The following is a 20,857-nucleotide window of genomic DNA, read 5'->3' as shown; positions in this document are numbered from 1 at the left end:
TCTCTCTAAATTTTGACTAACCTGATTTCCCAATAAACATTTCAACAACCGGGAAGCCAGACCTTGCTATTGAAAAAACTATTGATTGTGATCTTTGCCACTGCCTTTTCTATATATTGCTCTGATAGCCACGGTCAGGAAAATAGAACAGCACAGGAGCAAGTCTGCTTCGGTGATGACATCCTCTTAAAGTCAAATACTCGCTATTGCTTTTTTCCTGCCACTGGCGTCTCTCCTGACCCTGACGTTGAAGCCAGGGGCTGCAGTCGGGCAGCCTCTGATGATAGTGCCTACAGCGAAGACAGTGGCAGTGAAGGCAGCGATTCCCCTGATGAAAGCAGCAACAACCTTTCTGACGAAGACGAAACTAATACTGAAACTAATACTGAAACTAATGCTCAGTGTGTAAACACGACAGTTGACCCTTTTCAAGCATTAAATGAATTCAGTCAGTATTGCGCGACCCTGAGACGGAATATGATGAATCAGGAGTTCATTTCAAACAGTGAAATACCCATTGAGTCAACCGACAAACAGACCCACCTGCCTGCCGACCAGAGAGCCAAGGTGTACAAGTGTGACCATGAGGAGTGCGACTACAGCACCAACCTCACAAGCAATCTGAACCAGCACAAACAGACCCACGTGCCTGCTAAGCAGAGACCCAAGCCGCACCAGTGTGACCATCAAGGATGCAACTACAGCACCGACCGGGCGAACCATCTGAAAAAGCACAAACGGACCCACCTGCCTCCCGACCAGAGAGCCAGAGTGCACCGGTGTGACCATGAGGGCTGCAACTACAGCACCGACTACACGAACGATCTGAAAAGGCACAAACAGACCCACCTGACTGCCGACCAGAGACTCAAGGTGCACCAGTGTGACCATGAAGGCTGTGACTACAGCACCGACCAGGCGAGCCATCTGAAAAGGCACAAACAGACCCACCTGCCTGCCGACCAGAGACCCAGAGTGCACCAATGTGACCGTGAGGGCTGCAATTACAGAACCGACCACAAAGGCCATCTGAATGAGCACAAACACACCCACCTGCCTGCCGAGCAGAGAGCCGGAGTGCACCGGTGTGACCATGAGGGCTGCAACTACAGCACCGACTACACGACCAGTCTGAAAAGGCACAAACAGATCCACCTGCCTGCCGACCAGAGACCCAGGGTGCACCATTGTGAACATGAAGGCTGTGACTACAGCACCGACCTCAAGGGCAATCTGAAAAAGCACAAACAAACCCACCTGCCTGCCGACCAGAGACTCAAAAGGAAAGCACATGACCAGCTGCCATCCGACAAGAAAAGAAAGAAGGATGATAAAGAATCATCAACCTCCCAACCCGCCTCAAGAAACCTCCGGCCTCTCTCTAAATTTTGACTAACCTGATTTCCCAATAAGCATTTCAACAACTGGGAAGCCAGACCTTGCTATTGAAAAAACTATTGATTGTGATCTTTGCCACTGCCTTTTCTATATATTGCTCTGATGGCCACGGTCAGGAAAATAGAACACCGCAGGAGCAGGTCTGCTTCGGAAATAGCCAACTCCCCCGGATAAGCTTTCCAACTGACGATAACCTGAAAATTGGCCTTCACTCCCTGGGCATCGAAACGATTCTTCTCCCTCTTTTTCCTGTCCGGGATGCGCTTGACTCTGTGGTTAAAGCTATCGCTGCTGAGATACAACAAAAAGACGAGCAACAACGTGAAATCATTGCAACAGCCAGGATGCTCTCTCGCTTTAGAAGTGACAACAGGCCTGAGGAACCAGAAGAAGAAGGTATTGAAGAAGAGACGAACCACAGCGATATATCATGGGTTTGCTTCGGTGATGAAATCCTTTTAAGGCCACTCTTAAAGTCAAATACTCGCTATTGCTTTTTTCCTGCCACTGGCGTCTCTCCTGACCCTGACGTTGAAGCCAGGGGCTGCAGTCGGGCAGCTTCTGATGATAGTGCCTACAGCGAAGACAGTGGCAGTGAAGACAGCGGCTCCTCTGATGAAAGCAGCAACAACCTTTCTGACGAAGACGACACTAATACTGAAACTAATGCTCAGTGTGTAAACACGACAGTTGACCCTTTTCAAGCATTAAATGAATTCAGTCAGTATTGTGCGACTCTGAGACTGAAAATGATGAATCAGGAGTCCATTTCAGACAGTGAAATGCCCATTGAGTCAACCGACAAACAGACCCACCTGCCTGCTGACCAGAGACCCAAGATACACCAGTGTGACCATGAGGGCTGCCATTACCACAGCGACCGGGCGAGCTATCTGAAAAAGCACAAACAGACCCACCTGCCTGCTGACCAGAGACCCAAGATACACCAGTGTGACCATGAGGAGTGCAATTACCACAGCGACCGGGTGAGCTATCTGAAAAGGCACAAACAGACCCACCTGCCTGCTGACCAAAGACCCAAGATACACCGGTGTGACCATGAGGGCTGCAATTACCGCAGCGACCGGGCGTACTATCTGAAAAGACACAAACTGACCCACCTGCCTGCTGACCAGAGACCCAGGATGCAGCAGTGTGACCATGAAGGCTGCGACTACAGCACCGACCGGGCGTACCATCTGAAAAAGCACAAACAGACCCACCTGCCTCCCGACCAGAGAGCCAGAGAGCACCGGTGTGACCATGAGGGCTGCAACTACAGCACCAACTACACGAGCGATCTGAAAAGGCACAAACACACCCACCTGCCTGCTGACCAGAGACTCAAGGTGCACCAGTGTGACCATGAGGGCTGCGACTACAGCTCCACTCAGGCGTGCCATCTAAAAAGGCATAAACAGATCCACCTGCCTGCTAACCGGAGACTCAAGGTGCACCAGTGTGACCACTGCAACTACAGCACCGTGTACGCGAGCGATCTGAAAAAGCACAAACAGACCTGCCTGCCTGCTGACCAGAGACCCGAGCTGCACCAGTGTGACCATGAAGGCTGCGACTACAGCACCGACCACAAAGGCCATCTGAATAGGCACAAACAGACCCACCTGCCTGCCGACCAGAGACTCAAAAGGAAAGCGCATGACCAGCTGCCATCTGACAAGAAAAGAAAAAAGGGTAATAAGAGATGATCCACCTCACAACCCGCCTCAAAGACCCAGATTTTGACTAACCTGATTTCCCAATAAGCATTTCAACAACTGGGAAGCCAGACCTTGCTATTGAAAAAACTATTGATTGTGATCTTTGCCATTGCCTTTTCTGTGTATTGCTCCAATGGCCACGGTCAGGAAAACAGGTTGCCTTTACTCTTCGCCCTGACTATCGGCAAGGCGCATATTGAATGGTACTACTTCGATATGCCACGGGTTTGCTTCGATGATGACATCCTCTTAAAACCAAACACCCACTATTTAAAACCAGACACACACTATGGCTTTTCTTCTGATGATGACTTCGGAGCCAGGGCTTACAGTCGGGCAGCCTCTGATGATAGTGCCTACAGCGAAGACAGTGGCAGTGAAGACAACGGCTCCTCTGATGAAAGCAGCAACAACCTTTCTGACGAAGACGACACTGATACTGATACTGAAACCGATGCTCAGTGTGTAAACACGACAGCTGACCCTTTTCGGGCATTAAATGAATTCAGTCAGTATTGTGCGACTCTGAGACTGAAAATGATGAATCAGGAGTCCATTTCAGACAGTGAAATACCCATTGAACCACAGACCCACCTTTCTGCCGGCCAGAGACCCAAGCTGCACCAGTGTGACCATCAGGGCTGCCACTACAGCACCGGCAACAGAGGCCATCTGAAATTACACAAACAGACCCACCTGCCTGCCGACCAGAGAGTCAGGGCGCACCGGTGTGAGCATGAGGGTTGCAACTACAGCACCGACCACAGGGGCAATCTGAAAACGCACAAACAGACCCACCTGCCTGCCGGCCAGAGAATCAACGTGCACCGGTGTGACCATGAGGGCTGCAACTACAGCAGCGAACAGACGTACAATCTGAAAAGGCACAAACAGACCCACCTGCCTGCCGGCCAGAGAGTCAGGGCGTACCAATGTGACCATCAGGGCTGCAACTTCAGCACCAACCACAGGGGCAATCTGAAAAAGCACAAACAGACCCACCTGCCTGCCGGCCAGAGAACCAGGCTGTACCAGTGTGATCATCAGGGCTGCAACTACAGCACCGACTACACGGGCGATCTGAAAAGACACAAACAGACCCACCTGCCTGCCGACCAGAGAGTCAGGGCGCACCAGTGTGACCATCAGGGCTGCAACTACAGCACCGACTACACGGGCGATCTGAAAAGGCACAAACAGACCCACCTGCCTGCCGACCAGAGAGTCAGGGCGCACCGGTGTGAGCATAAGGGTTGCAACTACAGCACCGACCACAGGGGCAATCTGAAAACGCACAAACAGAACCATCTGCCTGCAGGCCAGAGAATCAAGGTGCTGCACCGGTGTGACCATGAGGGCTGCAACTACAGCAGCAAACAGACGGGCAATCTGAAAAGGCACAAAAAGACCCACCTGCCTGCCGGCCAGAGAGTCAGGGCGCACCAGTGTGACCATCAGGGCTGCAACTACAGCACCGACTACAGCGGCAATCTGAAAAAGCACGAACAGACCCACCTGCCTGCCGACCAGAGAACCAGGCTACACCAGTGTGATCATCAGGGCTGCAACTTCAGCGCCGACTACACGGGCGATCTGAAAAGGCACAAACAGACCCACCTGTCTGTCGACCAGAGAGTCAAGTTGCACCGGTGTGACCGTCAGGGCTGCAACTACAGCACCGACTACACGAACAATCTGAAAAGGCACAAACGGACCCACCCGCCTGCCGACCAGAGCCCCAAAAGGAAAGCGCATGACCAGCAGCCGTCTGACAAGAAAAGAAAGAAGGGTGATAAAGGATGAGCCGCCTCCCAACCCGCCTCAAAGAAATCTCCGACCTCTCTCCAGATTTTGACTAACCTGATTTCCCAATAAGCATTTCAACAACTGGGAAGTCAGGCCTTGCTATCCAAAAATCCATTGATTGTGATCTTTGCCATTGCCTTTTCTGTGTATTGCTCTGATGACCACGGTCAGGAAAATAGAATACCGCAGGAGCAGGTCTGCTTGGGAAATAGCCAACCTATCCGGATAAGTTTAGCCGGGGGCTGCAGTCGGGCAGCCTCTGATGATAGTGCCTACAGCGAAGACAGTGGCAATGAAGACAGCGGCTCCTCTGATGAAAGCAGCAACAAACTTTCTGACGAAAACAACACTAATACTGAAACGGCTGCTCAGTGTGTAAACACGACAGTTGAACCTTTTCGGGCATTAAATGAATTCAGTCAGTATTGTGTGACCCTGAGACAGAATATGATGAATCAGGAGTCCATTTCAGACAGTGAAATGCCCATTGAGTCAACCGACAAACAGACCCACCTGCCTGCTGACCAGAGACCCAGGATACACCAGTGTGACCATGAGGGCTGCCACTACCGCACCGGCAACAAAGGCCATCTGAAAACGCACCAACAAACCCACCTGCCTGCCGACCAGAGAGTCAGGGCGCACCGGTGTGACCATGAGGGTTGCAACTACAGCACCGACCACAAGGGAAATCTGAAAACGCACAAACAGAGCCATCTGCCTGCCGACCAGAGAGTCAGGGCGCACCGGTGTGACCATGAGGGCTGCGTCTACAGCACCAACCGGGAGGGTCATCTGAAAAGACACAAACAGACTCACCTGCCTGCCGGCCAGAGAGTCAGGGCGCACCAGTGTGACCATCAGGGCTGCAACTACAGCACCGACTACACGGGCGATCTGAAAAGGCACAAACAGACCCACCTGCCTGCCGACCAGAGAGTCAGGGCGCACCAGTGTGACCATGAGGGCTGCAACTACAGCACCGACCACAGGAGCAATCTGAAAACGCACAAACAGAGCCATCTGCCTGCCGGCCAGAGAATCAAGGTGCTGCACCGGTGTGACCATGAGGGCTGCAACTACAGCAGCAAACAGACATGCAATCTGAAAAGGCACAAAAAGACCCACCTGCCTGCCGACCAGAGAACCGGGCTGCACCAGTGCGATCATCAGGGCTGCAACTTCAGCGCCGACTACACGGGCGATCTGAAAAGGCACAAACAGACCCACCTGTCTGTCGACCAGAGAGTCAAGTTGCACCGGTGTGACCGTCAGGGCTGCAACTACAGCACCGACTACACGAACAATCTGAAAAGGCACAAACGGACCCACCCGCCTGCCGACCAGAGCCCCAAAAGGAAAGCGCATGACCAGCAGCCGTCTGACAAGAAAAGAAAGAAGGGTGATAAAGGATGAGCCGCCTCCCAACCCGCCTCAAAGAAATCTCCGACCTCTCTCCAGATTTTGACTAACCTGATTTCCCAATAAGCATTTCAACAACTGGGAAGTCAGGCCTTGCTATCCAAAAATCCATTGATTGTGATCTTTGCCATTGCCTTTTCTGTGTATTGCTCTGATGACCACGGTCAGGAAAATAGAATACCGCAGGAGCAGGTCTGCTTGGGAAATAGCCAACCTATCCGGATAAGTTTAGCCGGGGGCTGCAGTCGGGCAGCCTCTGATGATAGTGCCTACAGCGAAGACAGTGGCAATGAAGACAGCGGCTCCTCTGATGAAAGCAGCAACAAACTTTCTGACGAAAACAACACTAATACTGAAACGGCTGCTCAGTGTGTAAACACGACAGTTGAACCTTTTCGGGCATTAAATGAATTCAGTCAGTATTGTGTGACCCTGAGACAGAATATGATGAATCAGGAGTCCATTTCAGACAGTGAAATGCCCATTGAGTCAACCGACAAACAGACCCACCTGCCTGCTGACCAGAGACCCAGGATACACCAGTGTGACCATGAGGGCTGCCACTACCGCACCGGCAACAAAGGCCATCTGAAAACGCACCAACAAACCCACCTGCCTGCCGACCAGAGAGTCAGGGCGCACCGGTGTGACCATGAGGGTTGCAACTACAGCACCGACCACAAGGGAAATCTGAAAACGCACAAACAGAGCCATCTGCCTGCCGACCAGAGAGTCAGGGCGCACCGGTGTGACCATGAGGGCTGCGTCTACAGCACCAACCGTGAGGGTCATCTGAAAAGGCACCAAAAAACCCACCTGCCTGCCGACCAGAGACCCAGAAAATCCAGGGTGCACCAGTGTGACCACGAGGGCTGCGACTACGGCACCGACCAAATGAGCCATCTGAAAAGGCACAAACGGAGACACCTGCCTGTCGATCAGAGACTCGAGATGTCCAAGGAACACCAGTGTGACCATGAGGGCTGCAACTACAGCTCCGATCTGGCGAGTAGTATCAAAAAGCACAAACGAACCCACCTGCCTGCCGACCAGAGACACAAGCCGCACCAGTGTGACCATGAAGGCTGCAACTACCGCACCGACCGGCCGAGCCATTTGGAAAGGCACAAACAGACTCACCTGCCTGCCGACCAGAGACCCAGGGGGCACCACTGTGACCACGAGAGCTGTGACTACAGCACCTACCGGGCGGACGATCTAAGAAGGCACAAACAGACCCACCTGCCTTACCACCAGAGACCCAAAAGAAAAGGGTATGACCAGCCGCCATCTAACAAGAAAAGAAAGCAGGATGATAAAAAATGGTAAAGAATGATCCGCCTCCCAACTCGCCTCAAAGAAACCTCCGACCTCTCTCCGGATTTTTACTAACCTGAATTTCAAATAGGCATTTCAACGACCGGGAAGCCAAGCCTTGCTATTCAAAAAACAATTGATTTTGACCTTGGCCATTGTTTTTTCTGTGCATTGCTTTAATGGCCACGCCCAGGAAATCAGGTTGCCTTTGCTCTTCGCTCTGGCTGTCGGCAAGACGCTTATCACCCCTCCGAAGTATTTTGTTGAGGTCTCATGCTTCGGAAATAACCAGCCGACCCGGATCAGGTTTTTACCTGACGATAACCTGAAAATCGGCCTTCACTCCCCGGACCTATCACTGGTCGAAACTATGCTTCTTCCTCTTTTTCCAGTCCGGGATGCGCTTGACTCTACGGTTAAAGCTATCGCCACTGAGATACGGCAAAAAGACGACCAGCAACGTAAAATCATTGAAACAGCCAGACAAAGGGGAAGTCTGATGCTCGCTCGCTTTAGAAGCGACAAAAGACTCGGGGAACCAGAAAAGGAGAGTATTGAAGAAGAAAACGAGGCCATTGAATGGTACCACGTCGATATGCCACGGCTTTGCTTCGGTGATGACATCCTCTTAAAGCCACTCTTAAAGTCAGACAGTCGCTATTGCTTTTTTCCTGCCACTGGCGTCTTTCCTGCCACTGGCGTTGCTCCTGACCCTGGCGTCTTTCCTGCCACTGGCGTTGCTCCTGACCCTGGCGTTGAAAGTCAGGCAGCCTCTGATGATAGTGCCTACAGCGAAGACAGTGGCAGTGAAGACAGCGGTGCCTCTGATGAAAGCAGCAACAACCTTTCTGAGAAACACGACACTGATACTGGAACTTATACTGAAACTGATGTTCAGTCTGTAAATACGACAGTTGATTCGCTTCTGGCATTAAAGGAATTCAGTCAGTATTGTGCGACTCTGGGACTGGAAATGATGAGTCAGGAGTCCATTTCAGACAATCAAATGCCCACTGAGTCAACCGACCAACAGACCCACCCGCTTGCTGCCGACCAGAGACCCAAGAGAACCAAGAGAACCAAAGTGCACCAGTGTGACCATCAGGGCTGCCAATACAGTACCGGCCACACAGGCCATCTAAATATGCACAAACAGACCCACCTGCCTGCCGACCAGAGACCCAGGGTGCACCGGTGTGACCATGAGGGTTGCAACTACAGCTCTGACTACACCAGCGATCTGAAAAAACACAAACGGATCCACCTGCCTGCTGACCAGAGACCCAGGATGCACCGGTGTGACCATGACGGCTGCAACTTCAGCACCGATTACAGTAAATCTCTGAAAACGCACAAACAGACCCACCTGCCTGCTGACCAGAGACCCAAGGTGCACCGGTGTGGCCATGAGGGCTGCGACTACGGCACTGGCCATATGGGCAATCTGAAAACGCACAAACAAACCCACCTGCCCGCCGACCAGAGACCCAGGAAACCCAAGGTGCATCAGTGTGACCATGAGGGTTGCAACTACCGTACCGCTCAGGTCAGCCATCTGAAATCGCATAAACAAACCCACCTGCCCGCCGACCAGAGACCCAAGAAACCCAAGGTGCACCAGTGTGACTATCAGGGCTGCAACTACAGCAGCGACCAGTTAGGCAATCTGAATGTGCACAAACAGACCCACCTGCCTGCCGACCAGAGACCCAAAAAACCCAAAGTGCACCATTGTGACCATGAGGGCTGTCACTACAGCACCAACCTCACGGGCAATCTGAAAAAGCACAAACAGATCCACCTGCCTGCCAGCCAGAGAGCCAAGAGACCCAGGAAACCCAAAGTGCACCAGTGTGACCATGAGGGCTGCCACTACAGCGCCAGCTTCGCGAGCACTCTGAAAGCGCATAAACAGACCCACTTGCCTGCCGACCAGAGACCCAAAAGACCCAAAGTGCACCAGTGTGACCATGAGGGCTGCCACTACAGCACCAGCTTCGCGAGCAATCTGAAAAAGCACAAACAGACCCACCTGCCCGCCAACCAGAGACTCAAAAGGAAGTCGTATGAGCAGTCACCCTCTAACAAGAAAAGAAAGAAGGATGATAAAGAATGATTCACTCACCAACCGGCCTTAAGGAATAGTGCCTGAAAAACTTCCGGCCTCTCTCCAGATTTTGACTAACCTGACTTTCCAATAAATAGTTCAACAACCGGGAAGCCAGGCCTTGCTATCCAAAAAACCATTGATTGTGATCTTTGCCATTGCCTTTTCTGTGTATTGTTCTAATGGCCACGGTCAGGAAAATAGAACGCCGCAGGAGCAAATCTGCTTCGGAAATAGCCAACTCACCCAGATAAGCTTTCTACCTGACAACGGGCCTGGGGAACCAGAAGAAGAGACGACCCACAGCGACATGCCACGGGTTTGCTTCGGTGATGACATCCTCTTAAAACCAGACACTCGCTATTGCTTTTCTCCTGACCCTGGCGTTGAACCCGGGGGCTGCAGTCGAGCAGCCTCTGATGAAGCTGGCAGTGAAGACAACGACTCCTCTGATGAAAGCAGCAACAACGTTTCTGACGAAGATGAAACTAATACTGAAACGGATGCTCAGTGTGTAAACACGACAGTTGACCCTTTTCAAGTATTAAATGAATTCAGTCAATATTGTACAACTCTGAGACTGGAAATAATTGAGCAGAACTCCATTTCAGACAGTGAAATACCCACTGAGCCAACCCACAAACAGACCCACCTGCCTGCCGACCAGAAACCCAGAAAACCCAAGGTGCACCAGTGTGACCATGAGGACTGCAACTACAGCACCGACCACAAAGGCAATCTGAAAAAGCACAAACAGGCCCATTTGCCTGCCTGCCAGAGAGCCAAGGTGCACCAGTGTGACCATGAGGACTGCAACTACAGCACTGAATTCAGGAGCGACCTGAAAATGCATAAACAGACCCACCTGCCTGCCGACCAGAGACTCAAGATGCACCAATGTGACCATGAGAGCTGCAATTACAGCACCGACCGGGTGGGCGATCTGAATAAGCACAAACGGATCCACCTGCCTGCTAACCAAAGACCCAGGATGCACCAGTGTGACCATGAGGGTTGCAACTACATCACTGACTACAGTAACAGTCTGAAAAAGCACAAACAGACCCATCTGCCTACTGACCAGAGACCTAAAAGACCCAAGGTGCACCAGTGTGACCATGAGAGCTGTGACTACCGATCCAGCTACAAGAGCAATCTGAAAGTGCACAAACAGACCCACCTGCCTGCCAACCAGAGACCCAAGAGACCCAAGAGACCCAAAGTGCACCAGTGTGACCATGAGGGCTGCAACTACAGCACCCGCCAGACGAGCCATCTGAAAATACACAAACAGATCCACCTGCCTGCCGACCAGAGACCCAAGTTGCACCAGTGTGACCATAAGGGCTGCAACTACAGAAGCAATCAGGCGAGCCATCTCAAAAGGCACAAACAGACCCACCTTCCTGCCGACCAGAGACTCAAAAGGAAAGCGCATGACCAGTTGCCATCTAAGTTGCCATCTAACAAGAAAATAAAGAAGGGTGATAAAGGATGATTCACCTCCCAACCCCCCTCAAAGAAACCTCCGACCTTTCTCCAGATTTTGACTAACCTGATTTCCCAATAAACATTTCAACAACCGGGAAGCCAGGCCTTGCTATCCAAAAAACCATTGATTTTGACTTTGGCCGTTGTTTTTTCTGTGCATTGCTCTAATGGTCACGGTCAGGAAAATAGGTTGCCTTTACTCTTTACTGTGGCTGTCGGCAACTTTACTGTGGCTGTCGGCAACTTTACTGTGGCTGCCGGCAACTTCGACATGCCTCGGGTTTGCTTCGGTGATGACATCCTCTTAAAGCCACTCTTAAAGTCAGACAGTCGCTATTGCTTTTTTCCTGCCACTGGCGTCTCTCCCGACCCTGGCGTTAAACCCAGGGGCTGCAGTCGGGCAGCGTCTGATGATAGTGCCTACAGCGAAGACAGTGGCAGTGAAGACAGCGGCTCCTCTGATGAAGACAGCAACAACCTTTCTGACGAAGACGAAACTAATAGTGAAACTGATGTTCAGTGTGTAAACACGACAGTTGACCCTTTTCGAGCATTAAATGAATTCAGTCAGTATTGTACGACTCTGAGACTGAAAATGATGAATCAGGAGTCCATTTCAGACAGTGAAATACCCACTGAGTCAAGCGACAAACAGACCCATCTGCCTGCCGACCAGAGACCCAAGAGACCCAGGGGGTTCAGGGTGCACCATTGTGACCATGAAGGCTGTAACTACAGCAGCAAACAGACGTACAATCTGAAAAGGCACAAACAGACCCACCTGCCTGCCGACCAGAGAACCAAGAGACCCATAGGGTCCAGGTTGCAACATTGTGACCATGAAGGCTGTCACTACAGCAGCGAACAGAAGTCCAATCTGAAAAGGCACAAACAGACCCACCTGCCTGCTGAGCAGAGACCGAGGATGCACCCGTGTGGCCATGAGGGCTGCAACTACCGCACCTACCATAAGGGCAATCTGAAAGCGCACGAACAGACCCACCTGCCTGCCGACCAGAGACTCAGGATGCAACAGTGTGACCATAAGGGCTGCAATTACAGTACCGACCGGGCGAGCGATCTGAAAAGGCACAAACAGATCCACCTGCCTGCCGACCAGAGACCCAGGATGTACCCGTGTGACCATCAGGACTGCAACCACAGCACCTACCGGGCGGACGATCTGAAAAAGCACAAACAGACCCACCTGCCTGCCGACCAGAGAGCCAAGGTGCACCAGTGTGACCATGAGGGTTGCAACTACCGCACCGACCAGGCAGGCCATCTGAGAATGCACAAACAGATCCACCTGCCTGCCGACCAGAGACCCGAGAGACCGAAAAGACTCAAAAGGAAAGCGTATGACCAGTTGCCATCTAAAAAGAAAAGAAAGAAGGGTGATAACAGATGATCCACAACCCAACCCGCCTCAAAGCCCCCCGACCTCTTTCCAGATTTTGACTAACCTGATTTCCCAATAAACAGTTCAACAACTGGGAAGTCAGGCCTTGCTAACCAAAAAACCATTGATTTTAACTTTGGTCATTGCCTTTTTTGTGCATTGCGCCAATGGTCGTGCCCAGGAAAACAAGTTGCCTTTGCGCTTCGGAAATAACCAACCGATCTGGATAAGGCTTCTATCTGACGATAACCTGAAAATTGGCTTTCACTCTCCGGGCCTGTCACAGCTTTGCTTTTCTCCTGACCCTGACGTCGAAGCCAAGGCTTGCTGTCAGGCAGCCTCTGATGATAGTGCCTACAGCAAAGACAGTGACAGCGAAGACAGCGGCTCCTCTGACGAAAGCAGCGACAACTGTTCAGAGGAAAACGAAGATGAAGCGGATACCGAAACGGATGTTCCGTGTGTAAACACGACACCAGATCCTTTTCAGGTATTAAAAGAATTCAGTCAGTACTGTGCGACTCTGAGACTAAAAATGACTCAGCAGGAGTCCATTTCAAACAATGAAGTACCCACTGAGTCAGAGGCAGAAGTGACGAGACCCAAGGTGCACCAGTGCAACCATGGGGACTGCAACTACAGTACCAACCGGGCGGACGATCTGAAAAGGCATAAGCAGACCCACCTGCCTGCCAACCGGAAATTCAGGGTCCACCGGTGTGACCATGAGAGCTGCAGCTACTTCACTATGTACACGAGCCATCTTAGACTGCACAGACAGACCCACCTGCCTGCCGACCAGAGACCCAGGGGGCACCAGTGTAACCATGAGGGCTGTAGCTACGGTACCAACCGGTCGGGCGATCTGAAACGGCATAAGCAGACCCACCTGCCTGCAAACCAGAGATCCAAAAGACCCAAGGTGCACCAGTGTGACCATGAGGGCTGCAACTACAGCACCAACCACATGGGCAGTCTGAACAGGCACAAACAGACCCACCTGCCTGCTGAACAGAGACCCAAGGTGCACCAGTGTGATCATGAGGGCTGCAACTACAGAACCGACCACAGGAGCAGTCTGAACACGCACAAACAGATCCACCTGCCTGCCGACCAGAGACTCAGGATGCAACAGTGTGACCATAAGGGCTGCAACTACAGTACAGACAACACAAGCCATCTGAAAAGGCACAAACAGACCCACCTGCCTGCCGACCAGAGACTCAAGAGACCCAAAATGAAAGCGCATGACCTGCCGCCATCTAACAAGAAAAGAAAGATGGGTGATAAAGAATGATCCACCTCCCAGCCCACCTCAAAGAAAACTCCGACCTTTTTTCAGATTTTGACTAACCTGACTTCCCAATAAACAATTCAACGACTGGGAAGCCAGGCCTTGCTATCCAAAAAACCATTAATTTTAACCTTTGCCATTGCCTTTTCTGTGCATTGCCCTATTGGCCTCGCTCAGGAAAACCACGACAACTGTTCTGAAGAAGATAAAACTGATACCGAAACGGATGTTCACTGTGTAAACACGACACCTGATCCTTTTCGAGCATTAAAAGAATTCAGTCAGTATTGTGCGACTCTGAGACTGACAATGATTAACCAGGAGTCCACTTCAGACAGTGAAATAGCCATTGAATCAGAAGCAGAAGTGACAGATGCAAACTCTGCTTACAGCACCGACCAGACGCGTTATCTGGAAACACACAAACAGACCCACCTGCCTGCCAACCAGAGACCCAAAAAAACCAAAAGTCTCAGGATTCACCAGTGTGACAATGAGAGCTGCGACTACAGCACCAACCGGGCGGGCCATCTGAAAAGGCACAAACAGATCCACCTGCCTGCTGACCAGAGACCCAAAGTGCACCAGTGTGAACATGAAGGCTGCAACTACAGAACCGACCACAGGAGCAGTCTGAAAACACACCAACAGATCCACCTTCCTGCTGAACAGAGACCCCAAGTACACCAGTGTGAGCATGAGGGCTGCAACTACAGAACTCACCTGTCGAGCAATCTGAAAACGCACAAACAGACCCACTTGCCTACCGACCAGAGAGTCAAGGAGCACCGGTGTGAACATGAGGGCTGCAACTACAGCAGCGACCGGGCGGGCAATCTGAAAACGCACAAACAGACCCACTTGCCTGCCGACCAGAGAATCAAAAAAAACAAAAGTCTCAGGTACCAGTGTGACTACGAGGGCTGCGACTACAGAACCGACCGGACGCAACGTCTGAAAAATCACCAACAGACCCACCTGCCCGCTGACCAAAGACCCAAGGTGCACCAGTGTGACCATGAGGGCTGCGACTTCAGAACCGACCACAAGGGCAGCCTGAAACTGCACAAACATACCCACTTGCCTGTTGACCAGAGACCCAGGGTGCACCAGTGTGACCATGAGGGCTGCAACTTCAGCAGCTACCGGGCAGGCAATCTGAAAACGCACAAACAAACCCACTTGCCTGCCAACCAGAGAGCCAACGTGTACCAGTGTGACCACGAGGGCTGCGACTACAGCAGCGACCGGGCGGGCAATCTGAAAACGCACAAACAGACCCACTTGCCTGCCGAGCAGAGAGCCGAAAGACTCAAGGTGCATCAGTGTCGCCATGAGGGCTGCCCCTACAATTCCTACCACAAGGGCCATCTGACAACGCACGAACAGACCCACCTGCCTGCCGACCAGAGACTCAGGATGCAACAGTGTAACCATAAGGGCTGCAACTACAGCACAGGCGACACAAGCCATCTGAAAAGGCACAAACAGACCCACCTGCCTGTCGACCAGAGACCCAAGAGACCCAAAAGAAAAGCCTGTGACCAGCCGCCATCTAACAAGAAAAGAAAGAAGGATGATAAAGAATGATCCGCTTCTCAAGCCGCCCCAAAGAAACCTCCGACCTCTTTCCAGATTTTTACTAACCTGAATTTTCAATAAACAGTTCAACGATTGGGAAGCCAGGCCTTGCTATCCAACAAACCATTAATTTTGACCCTGGCCATTGTTTTTTCTGTGCACTGCTCCAATGGCCACGCTCAGGAAAACAGCTTGCCTTTACTCTTCGGTCTGGCTGTCTTAAAACCAGACACCCGCTATGGCTTTTTGCCTGCCACAGGCGTCTCTCCTGACTCTGGCGTCGGAGCCAAAACTTGCAGCTGGGCAGCCTCTGATGATAGTGCCTACAGCGAAGACAAGGGCAGTGAAGACAAGGGCACCTCTGATGAAAACAGCGACAACAGCCCTGAAGAAGACGAAACTGATACCGAAACCGATGTTCAGTGTGTAAACACGACACCTGAGCCTTTTCGAGCATTAAACGAATTCAGTGAGTACTGTGCGACTCTGAGACTGCAAATGATTAATCAGGAGACCACTTCAGACACTGAAATAGCCACCGAGCTACACAAACAAACCCACCTGCCTGCCGACCAGAGAACCATAAGACCCAAGGTGCACCAGTGTGACCATGAGGGCTGCGATTACAGCTCCAACCTGAAGGGCAATCTGAAAATGCATAAACAGACCCACCTGCCTTCTGACCAGAGACCCAAGATGCACCACTGTGACCATGAGGGCTGCAACTACAACACCGACGTGGCGAGCAATTTGAAAACGCACAAACAGACCCACCTGCCTGCTGACCAGAGACCCGAGGTGCACCACTGTGACCATGAGGGTTGCGACTACAGCTCCAACCAGGCGCGGAATCTGAGAAGGCACGAACAGACCCACCTGCCTGCCAACCAGAGACCCAAGATGCACCAGTGTGATCATGAGAGCTGCAACTACAGCACCGACCACGTAAGAGATCTGAAAAGGCACAAACAGACCCACCTGCCTGCCGACCAGAGACTCAAGCGGCACCAGTGTGACCATCAGGGCTGCAACTACAGCACTGACTACACGGGCGATCTGAAAAGGCACAAACAGACCCACCTGCCTGCCGACCAGAGGCCCAAGGTACATCATTGTGACCATGAGGGCTGTGACTACAGAACCGACCACAGTGGCAGGCTGAAATTACACAAACAGATCCACCTGCCTGCCGACCAGAGGCCCAAGATGCACGATTGTGACCATCAGGGCTGCGATTACAGCACCGACCGGGCGAGCGATCTGAAAAGGCACAAACAGACCCACCTGCCTGCCGACCAGAGACCCAAGAGACCCAAAAGAAAAGCCTGTGACCATGAGGGTTGCGACTACAGCTCCAACCAGGCGGGCAATCTGAAAAGGCACAAACAGACCCACCTGCCTGCCGACCAGAGACCCAAGAGACCCAAAAGAAAAGCCTGTGACCAGCCGCCATCTAACAAGAAAAGAAAGAAGGATGATAAAGAATGATCCGCTTCTCAAGCCGCCCCAAAGAAACCTCCGACCTCTTTCCAGATTTTTACTAACCTGAATTTTCAATAAACAGTTCAACGACTGGGAAGCCAGGCCTTGCTATCCAACAAACCATTCATTTTGACCCTGGCCATTGTTTTTTCTGTGCACTGCTCCAATGGCCACGCTCAGGAAAACAGCTTGCCTTTACTCTTCGGTCTGGCTGTCTTAAAACCAGATGTCTTAAAACCAGACACCCGCTATGGCTTTTTGCCTGCCACAGGCGTCTCTCCTGACTCTGTCGTCGAAGCTAAGACTTACTGTCGTGCAGCCTCGAATGAGGGCTCTGACAGTGAAGACAGCAGCACCTCTGATCAAAGCAGCGACCACTATTTAAACGAAGACGAAACAGATACCGAAACTGATGCTCAGTGTTTAAGCACGACAGTTGATCCTTTTCAGGCATTAAACGAAATCAGTCAGTATTGTTCGGACCTGAGACTGAAAATGATTGAGCAGAGCTCCATTTCAGACAGTGAAATACCCACTGAGCCAGCGGCAGAAGTGACAGAAGCAGACTCTGCTAACAACCCGAAAATCAGCTCACCTGCTGACAACACAGACCACATTAGCCACCTGAAAAGGCACAAACAGACCCACCTGCCTGCTGATCAGAGACCCAAAGAGCATCAGTGTGACCATGAGGGCTGCAACTACAGCACCAAGCTGAAGGGCAATCTGAAAACGCACAAACAGACCCACCTGCCTGCCGACCAGAGACCCAAAGAGCATCAGTGTGACCATGAGGGCTGCAACTACAGAACCAACTACAGGGGCAGTCTGACAAGGCACAAACAGACCCACCTGCCTGCTGACCAGAGACCCAAAGAGCATCAGTGTGACCATGAGGGCTGCAACTACAGCACCAACCTGAAGGGCAATCTGAAAACGCACAAACAGACCCACCTGCCTGCCGACCAGAGACCCATAAGACTCAAGGTGCACCAGTGTGACCATGAGGGCTGCGATTACAGCAGTAAATGGGCGAGCGATCTGAAAAAGCACAAACAGATCCATCTTCCTGCCGACCAGAGACCCATAAGACTCAAGGTGCACCAGTGTGACCATGAGGGCTGCAATTACAGCAGCAAATGGGCGAGCGATCTGAAAAAGCACAAACAGATCCACCTGCCTGCCGACCAGAGACCCATAAGACTCAAGGTGCACCAGTGTGACCACGAAGGCTGCGATTACAGCTCCAACCTGAAGGGCAATCTGAAAACGCACAAACAGACCCACTTGCCTGCCGAGCAGAGAGCCGAAAGACTCAAGGTGCATCAGTGTCGCCATGAGGGCTGCCCCTACAGTTCCTACCACAAGGGCCATCTGATAACGCACAAACAGACCCACCTGCCTGCCGACCAGAGGCCCAAGATGCACGATTGTGACCATCAGGGCTGCGATTACAGCACCGACCGGGCGAGCGATCTGAAAAGGCACAAACAGACCCACCTGCCTGCCGACCAGAGACCCAAGAGACCCAAAAGAAAAGCCTGTGACCATGAGGGTTGCGACTACAGCTCCAACCAGGCGGGCAATCTGAAAAGGCACAAACAGACCCACCTGCCTGCCGACCAGAGACCCAAGAGACCCAAAAGAAAAGCCTGTGACCAGCCGCCATCTAACAAGAAAAGAAAGAAGGATGATAAAGAATGATCCGCTTCTCAAGCCGCCCCAAAGAAACCTCCGACCTCTTTCCAGATTTTTACTAACCTGAATTTTCAATAAACAGTTCAACGACTGGGAAGCCAGGCCTTGCTATCCAACAAACCATTCATTTTGACCCTGGCCATTGTTTTTTCTGTGCACTGCTCCAATGGCCACGCTCAGGAAAACAGCTTGCCTTTACTCTTCGGTCTGGCTGTCTTAAAACCAGATGTCTTAAAACCAGACACCCGCTATGGCTTTTTGCCTGCCACAGGCGTCTCTCCTGACTCTGTCGTCGAAGCTAAGACTTACTGTCGTGCAGCCTCGAATGAGGGCTCTGACAGTGAAGACAGTAGCACCTCTGATCAAAGCAGCGACCACTATTTAAACGAAGACGAAACAGATACCGAAACTGATGCTCAGTGTTTAAGCACGACAGTTGATCCTTTTCAGGCATTAAACGAAATCAGTCAGTATTGTTCGGACCTGAGACTGAAAATGATTGAGCAGAGCTCCATTTCAGACAGTGAAATACCCACTGAGCCAGCGGCAGAAGTGACAGAAGCAGACTCTGCTAACAACCCGAAAATCAGCTCACCTGCTGACAACACAGACCACATTAGCCACCTGAAAAGGCACAAACAGACCCACCTGCCTGCTGATCAGAGACCCAAAGAGCATCAGTGTGACCATGAGGGCTGCAACTACAGCACCAAGCTGAAGGGCAATCTGAAAACGCACAAACAGACCCACCTGCCTGCCGACCAGAGACCCAAAGAGCATCAGTGTGACCATGAGGGCTGCAACTACAGAACCAACTACAGGGGCAGTCTGACAAGGCACAAACAGACCCACCTGCCTGCTGACCAGAGACCCAAAGAGCATCAGTGTGACCATGAGGGCTGCAACTACAGCACCAAGCTGAAGGGCAATCTGAAAACGCACAAACAGACACACCTGCCTGCCGACCAGAGACCCAAAGAGCATCAGTGTGACCATGAGTGCTGCAACTACAGAACCAACTACAGGGGCAGTCTGACAAGGCACAAACAGACCCACCTGCCTGCTGGCCGGAGACCCAAAAGACCCAGAATTCACCAGTGTGACCATGAGGGCTGCGACTACAGCACCGTCTACAAATGCCATTTGAAAAGGCACAAACAGACCCACCTGCCTGCCGACCAGAGACCCATAAGACCCAATGACCACCATTGCGGCCATGAGGGCTGCGACTACAGCACCGCCTACAAATGCCATCTGAAAAGGCACAAACAGACCCATCTGCCTGCCGACCAGAGACCCATAAGACCCAAGGTGCACACGTGTGATCATGAGGGCTGCAACTACAGCACCGACCACGTAAGCGATCTGAAAAGGCACAAACAGACCCACCTGCCTGCCGACCAGAGACTCAAGCGGCACCAATGTGACCATCAGGGCTGCAACTACAGCAGTGACTACACGGGCGATCTGAAAAGGCACAAACAGACCCACCAGCCTGCCGACCAGAGAACCAAGGGGCACCAGTGTGATCATAAGGGCTGCAACTACAGCACCAACCACAGTAGCAGTCTGAAAAGGCACAAACGAACCCACCTGCCTGCCAACCAGAAACCCAAGGTGCACCTGTGTGACCATGAGGGCTGCAACTACAGCACCGACCGGCCGAGTCATCTGAAAAGGCACAAACAGATCCACCTGCCTGCTGACCAGAGACCCCGGGTGCACCAGTGTGATCATGAGGGCTGCAATTACAGCACCGACAACAGTAGCAGTCTGAAAACGCACAAAAAAATCCACCTGCCTGGTGACCAAAGACCCAAGGTGCACCTGTGTGACCATGAAGGCTGCGATTACAGCACCCGCTGGGCGGGCGATCTGAAAAGGCACAAACAGACCCACCTGCCTGCCGACCAGAGACTCAAGAGCCCCAAAAGAAAAGCCTGTGACCATGAGGGTTGCGACTACAGCTCTAACCAGGCGAGCAATCTGAAAAGGCACAAACAGACCCACCTGCCTGCCGACCAGAGACCCAAGAGACCCAAAAGAAAAGCCTGTGACCAGCCGCCATCTAACAAGAAAAGAAAGAAGGATGATAAAGAATGATCCGCTTCTCAAGCCGCCCCAAAGAAACCTCCGAC

Annotated in this window: 13 protein-coding genes; all 13 read left to right on the top strand. The window is 51.9% G+C overall.

Annotated elements, in window-relative coordinates:
* The first annotated feature begins 63 nt into the window (after positions 1-63).
* The 13 genes from K7B67_RS02495 to K7B67_RS02435 all read left to right on the top strand — a co-directional run bounded on the left by K7B67_RS02495 (position 64) and on the right by K7B67_RS02435 (position 20,822).
* Positions 64-1,392, top strand: coding sequence for a hypothetical protein (locus K7B67_RS02495; protein WP_252178797.1), 1,329 nt, complete (start codon positions 64-66; stop codon positions 1,390-1,392).
* 47 nt (positions 1,393-1,439) lie between these two features.
* Positions 1,440-3,107: a hypothetical protein gene (locus K7B67_RS02490; protein ID WP_252178796.1), complete on the top strand. Its 1,668-nt coding sequence runs from the start codon at positions 1,440-1,442 to the stop codon at positions 3,105-3,107.
* 84 nt (positions 3,108-3,191) lie between these two features.
* Positions 3,192-4,922, top strand: a complete 1,731-nt coding sequence (locus K7B67_RS02485) for a hypothetical protein (RefSeq protein ID WP_252178795.1) — start codon at positions 3,192-3,194, stop codon at positions 4,920-4,922.
* A 99-nt stretch (positions 4,923-5,021) separates the two neighbouring features.
* A complete protein-coding gene (locus tag K7B67_RS02480) occupies positions 5,022-6,341 on the top strand; it encodes a hypothetical protein (protein WP_252178794.1) in 1,320 nt (439 codons plus the stop codon).
* A gap of 99 nt (positions 6,342-6,440) precedes the next feature.
* Positions 6,441-7,676, top strand: coding sequence for a C2H2-type zinc finger protein (locus K7B67_RS02475; RefSeq protein WP_252178793.1), 1,236 nt, complete (start codon positions 6,441-6,443; stop codon positions 7,674-7,676).
* Positions 7,677-7,782: 106 nt separating this feature from the next.
* Complete coding sequence (locus K7B67_RS02470) at positions 7,783-9,780, top strand: hypothetical protein (RefSeq protein ID WP_252178792.1); 1,998 nt, start codon at positions 7,783-7,785, stop codon at positions 9,778-9,780.
* A gap of 112 nt (positions 9,781-9,892) precedes the next feature.
* Positions 9,893-11,269 (top strand): hypothetical protein, encoded by a 1,377-nt coding sequence (locus K7B67_RS02465; protein ID WP_252178791.1) that lies wholly within the window; start codon positions 9,893-9,895, stop codon positions 11,267-11,269.
* A 99-nt stretch (positions 11,270-11,368) separates the two neighbouring features.
* The gene (locus tag K7B67_RS02460) at positions 11,369-12,673 is read left to right on the top strand and encodes a hypothetical protein (protein WP_252178790.1); all 1,305 of its coding nucleotides are present in this window, start codon (positions 11,369-11,371) and stop codon (positions 12,671-12,673) included.
* A gap of 97 nt (positions 12,674-12,770) precedes the next feature.
* Complete coding sequence (locus K7B67_RS02455; protein ID WP_252178789.1) at positions 12,771-13,961, top strand: hypothetical protein; 1,191 nt, start codon at positions 12,771-12,773, stop codon at positions 13,959-13,961.
* Between the two features lie 99 nt (positions 13,962-14,060).
* Positions 14,061-15,548: a hypothetical protein gene (locus tag K7B67_RS02450; RefSeq protein WP_252178788.1), complete on the top strand. Its 1,488-nt coding sequence runs from the start codon at positions 14,061-14,063 to the stop codon at positions 15,546-15,548.
* Positions 15,549-15,647: 99 nt separating this feature from the next.
* Positions 15,648-17,027 carry a hypothetical protein gene (locus tag K7B67_RS02445; protein ID WP_252178787.1) on the top strand — a complete coding sequence of 460 codons (1,380 nt, stop codon included), beginning with the start codon at positions 15,648-15,650 and terminating at the stop codon, positions 17,025-17,027.
* 99 nt (positions 17,028-17,126) lie between these two features.
* Entirely contained in the window at positions 17,127-18,725 is a 1,599-nt protein-coding gene (locus K7B67_RS02440; protein ID WP_252178786.1) for a hypothetical protein, read from the top strand.
* A 99-nt stretch (positions 18,726-18,824) separates the two neighbouring features.
* Positions 18,825-20,822 carry a hypothetical protein gene (locus K7B67_RS02435; protein WP_252178785.1) on the top strand — a complete coding sequence of 666 codons (1,998 nt, stop codon included), beginning with the start codon at positions 18,825-18,827 and terminating at the stop codon, positions 20,820-20,822.
* Positions 20,823-20,857 lie beyond the last annotated feature (35 nt).

It is taken from the genome of Endozoicomonas sp. 4G, assembly GCF_023822025.1.
Classification (GTDB): domain Bacteria; phylum Pseudomonadota; class Gammaproteobacteria; order Pseudomonadales; family Endozoicomonadaceae; genus Endozoicomonas_A.
Note: the sequence above shows the minus strand (reverse complement) of the source record. Positions and strands in the feature narration are given on the sequence as shown.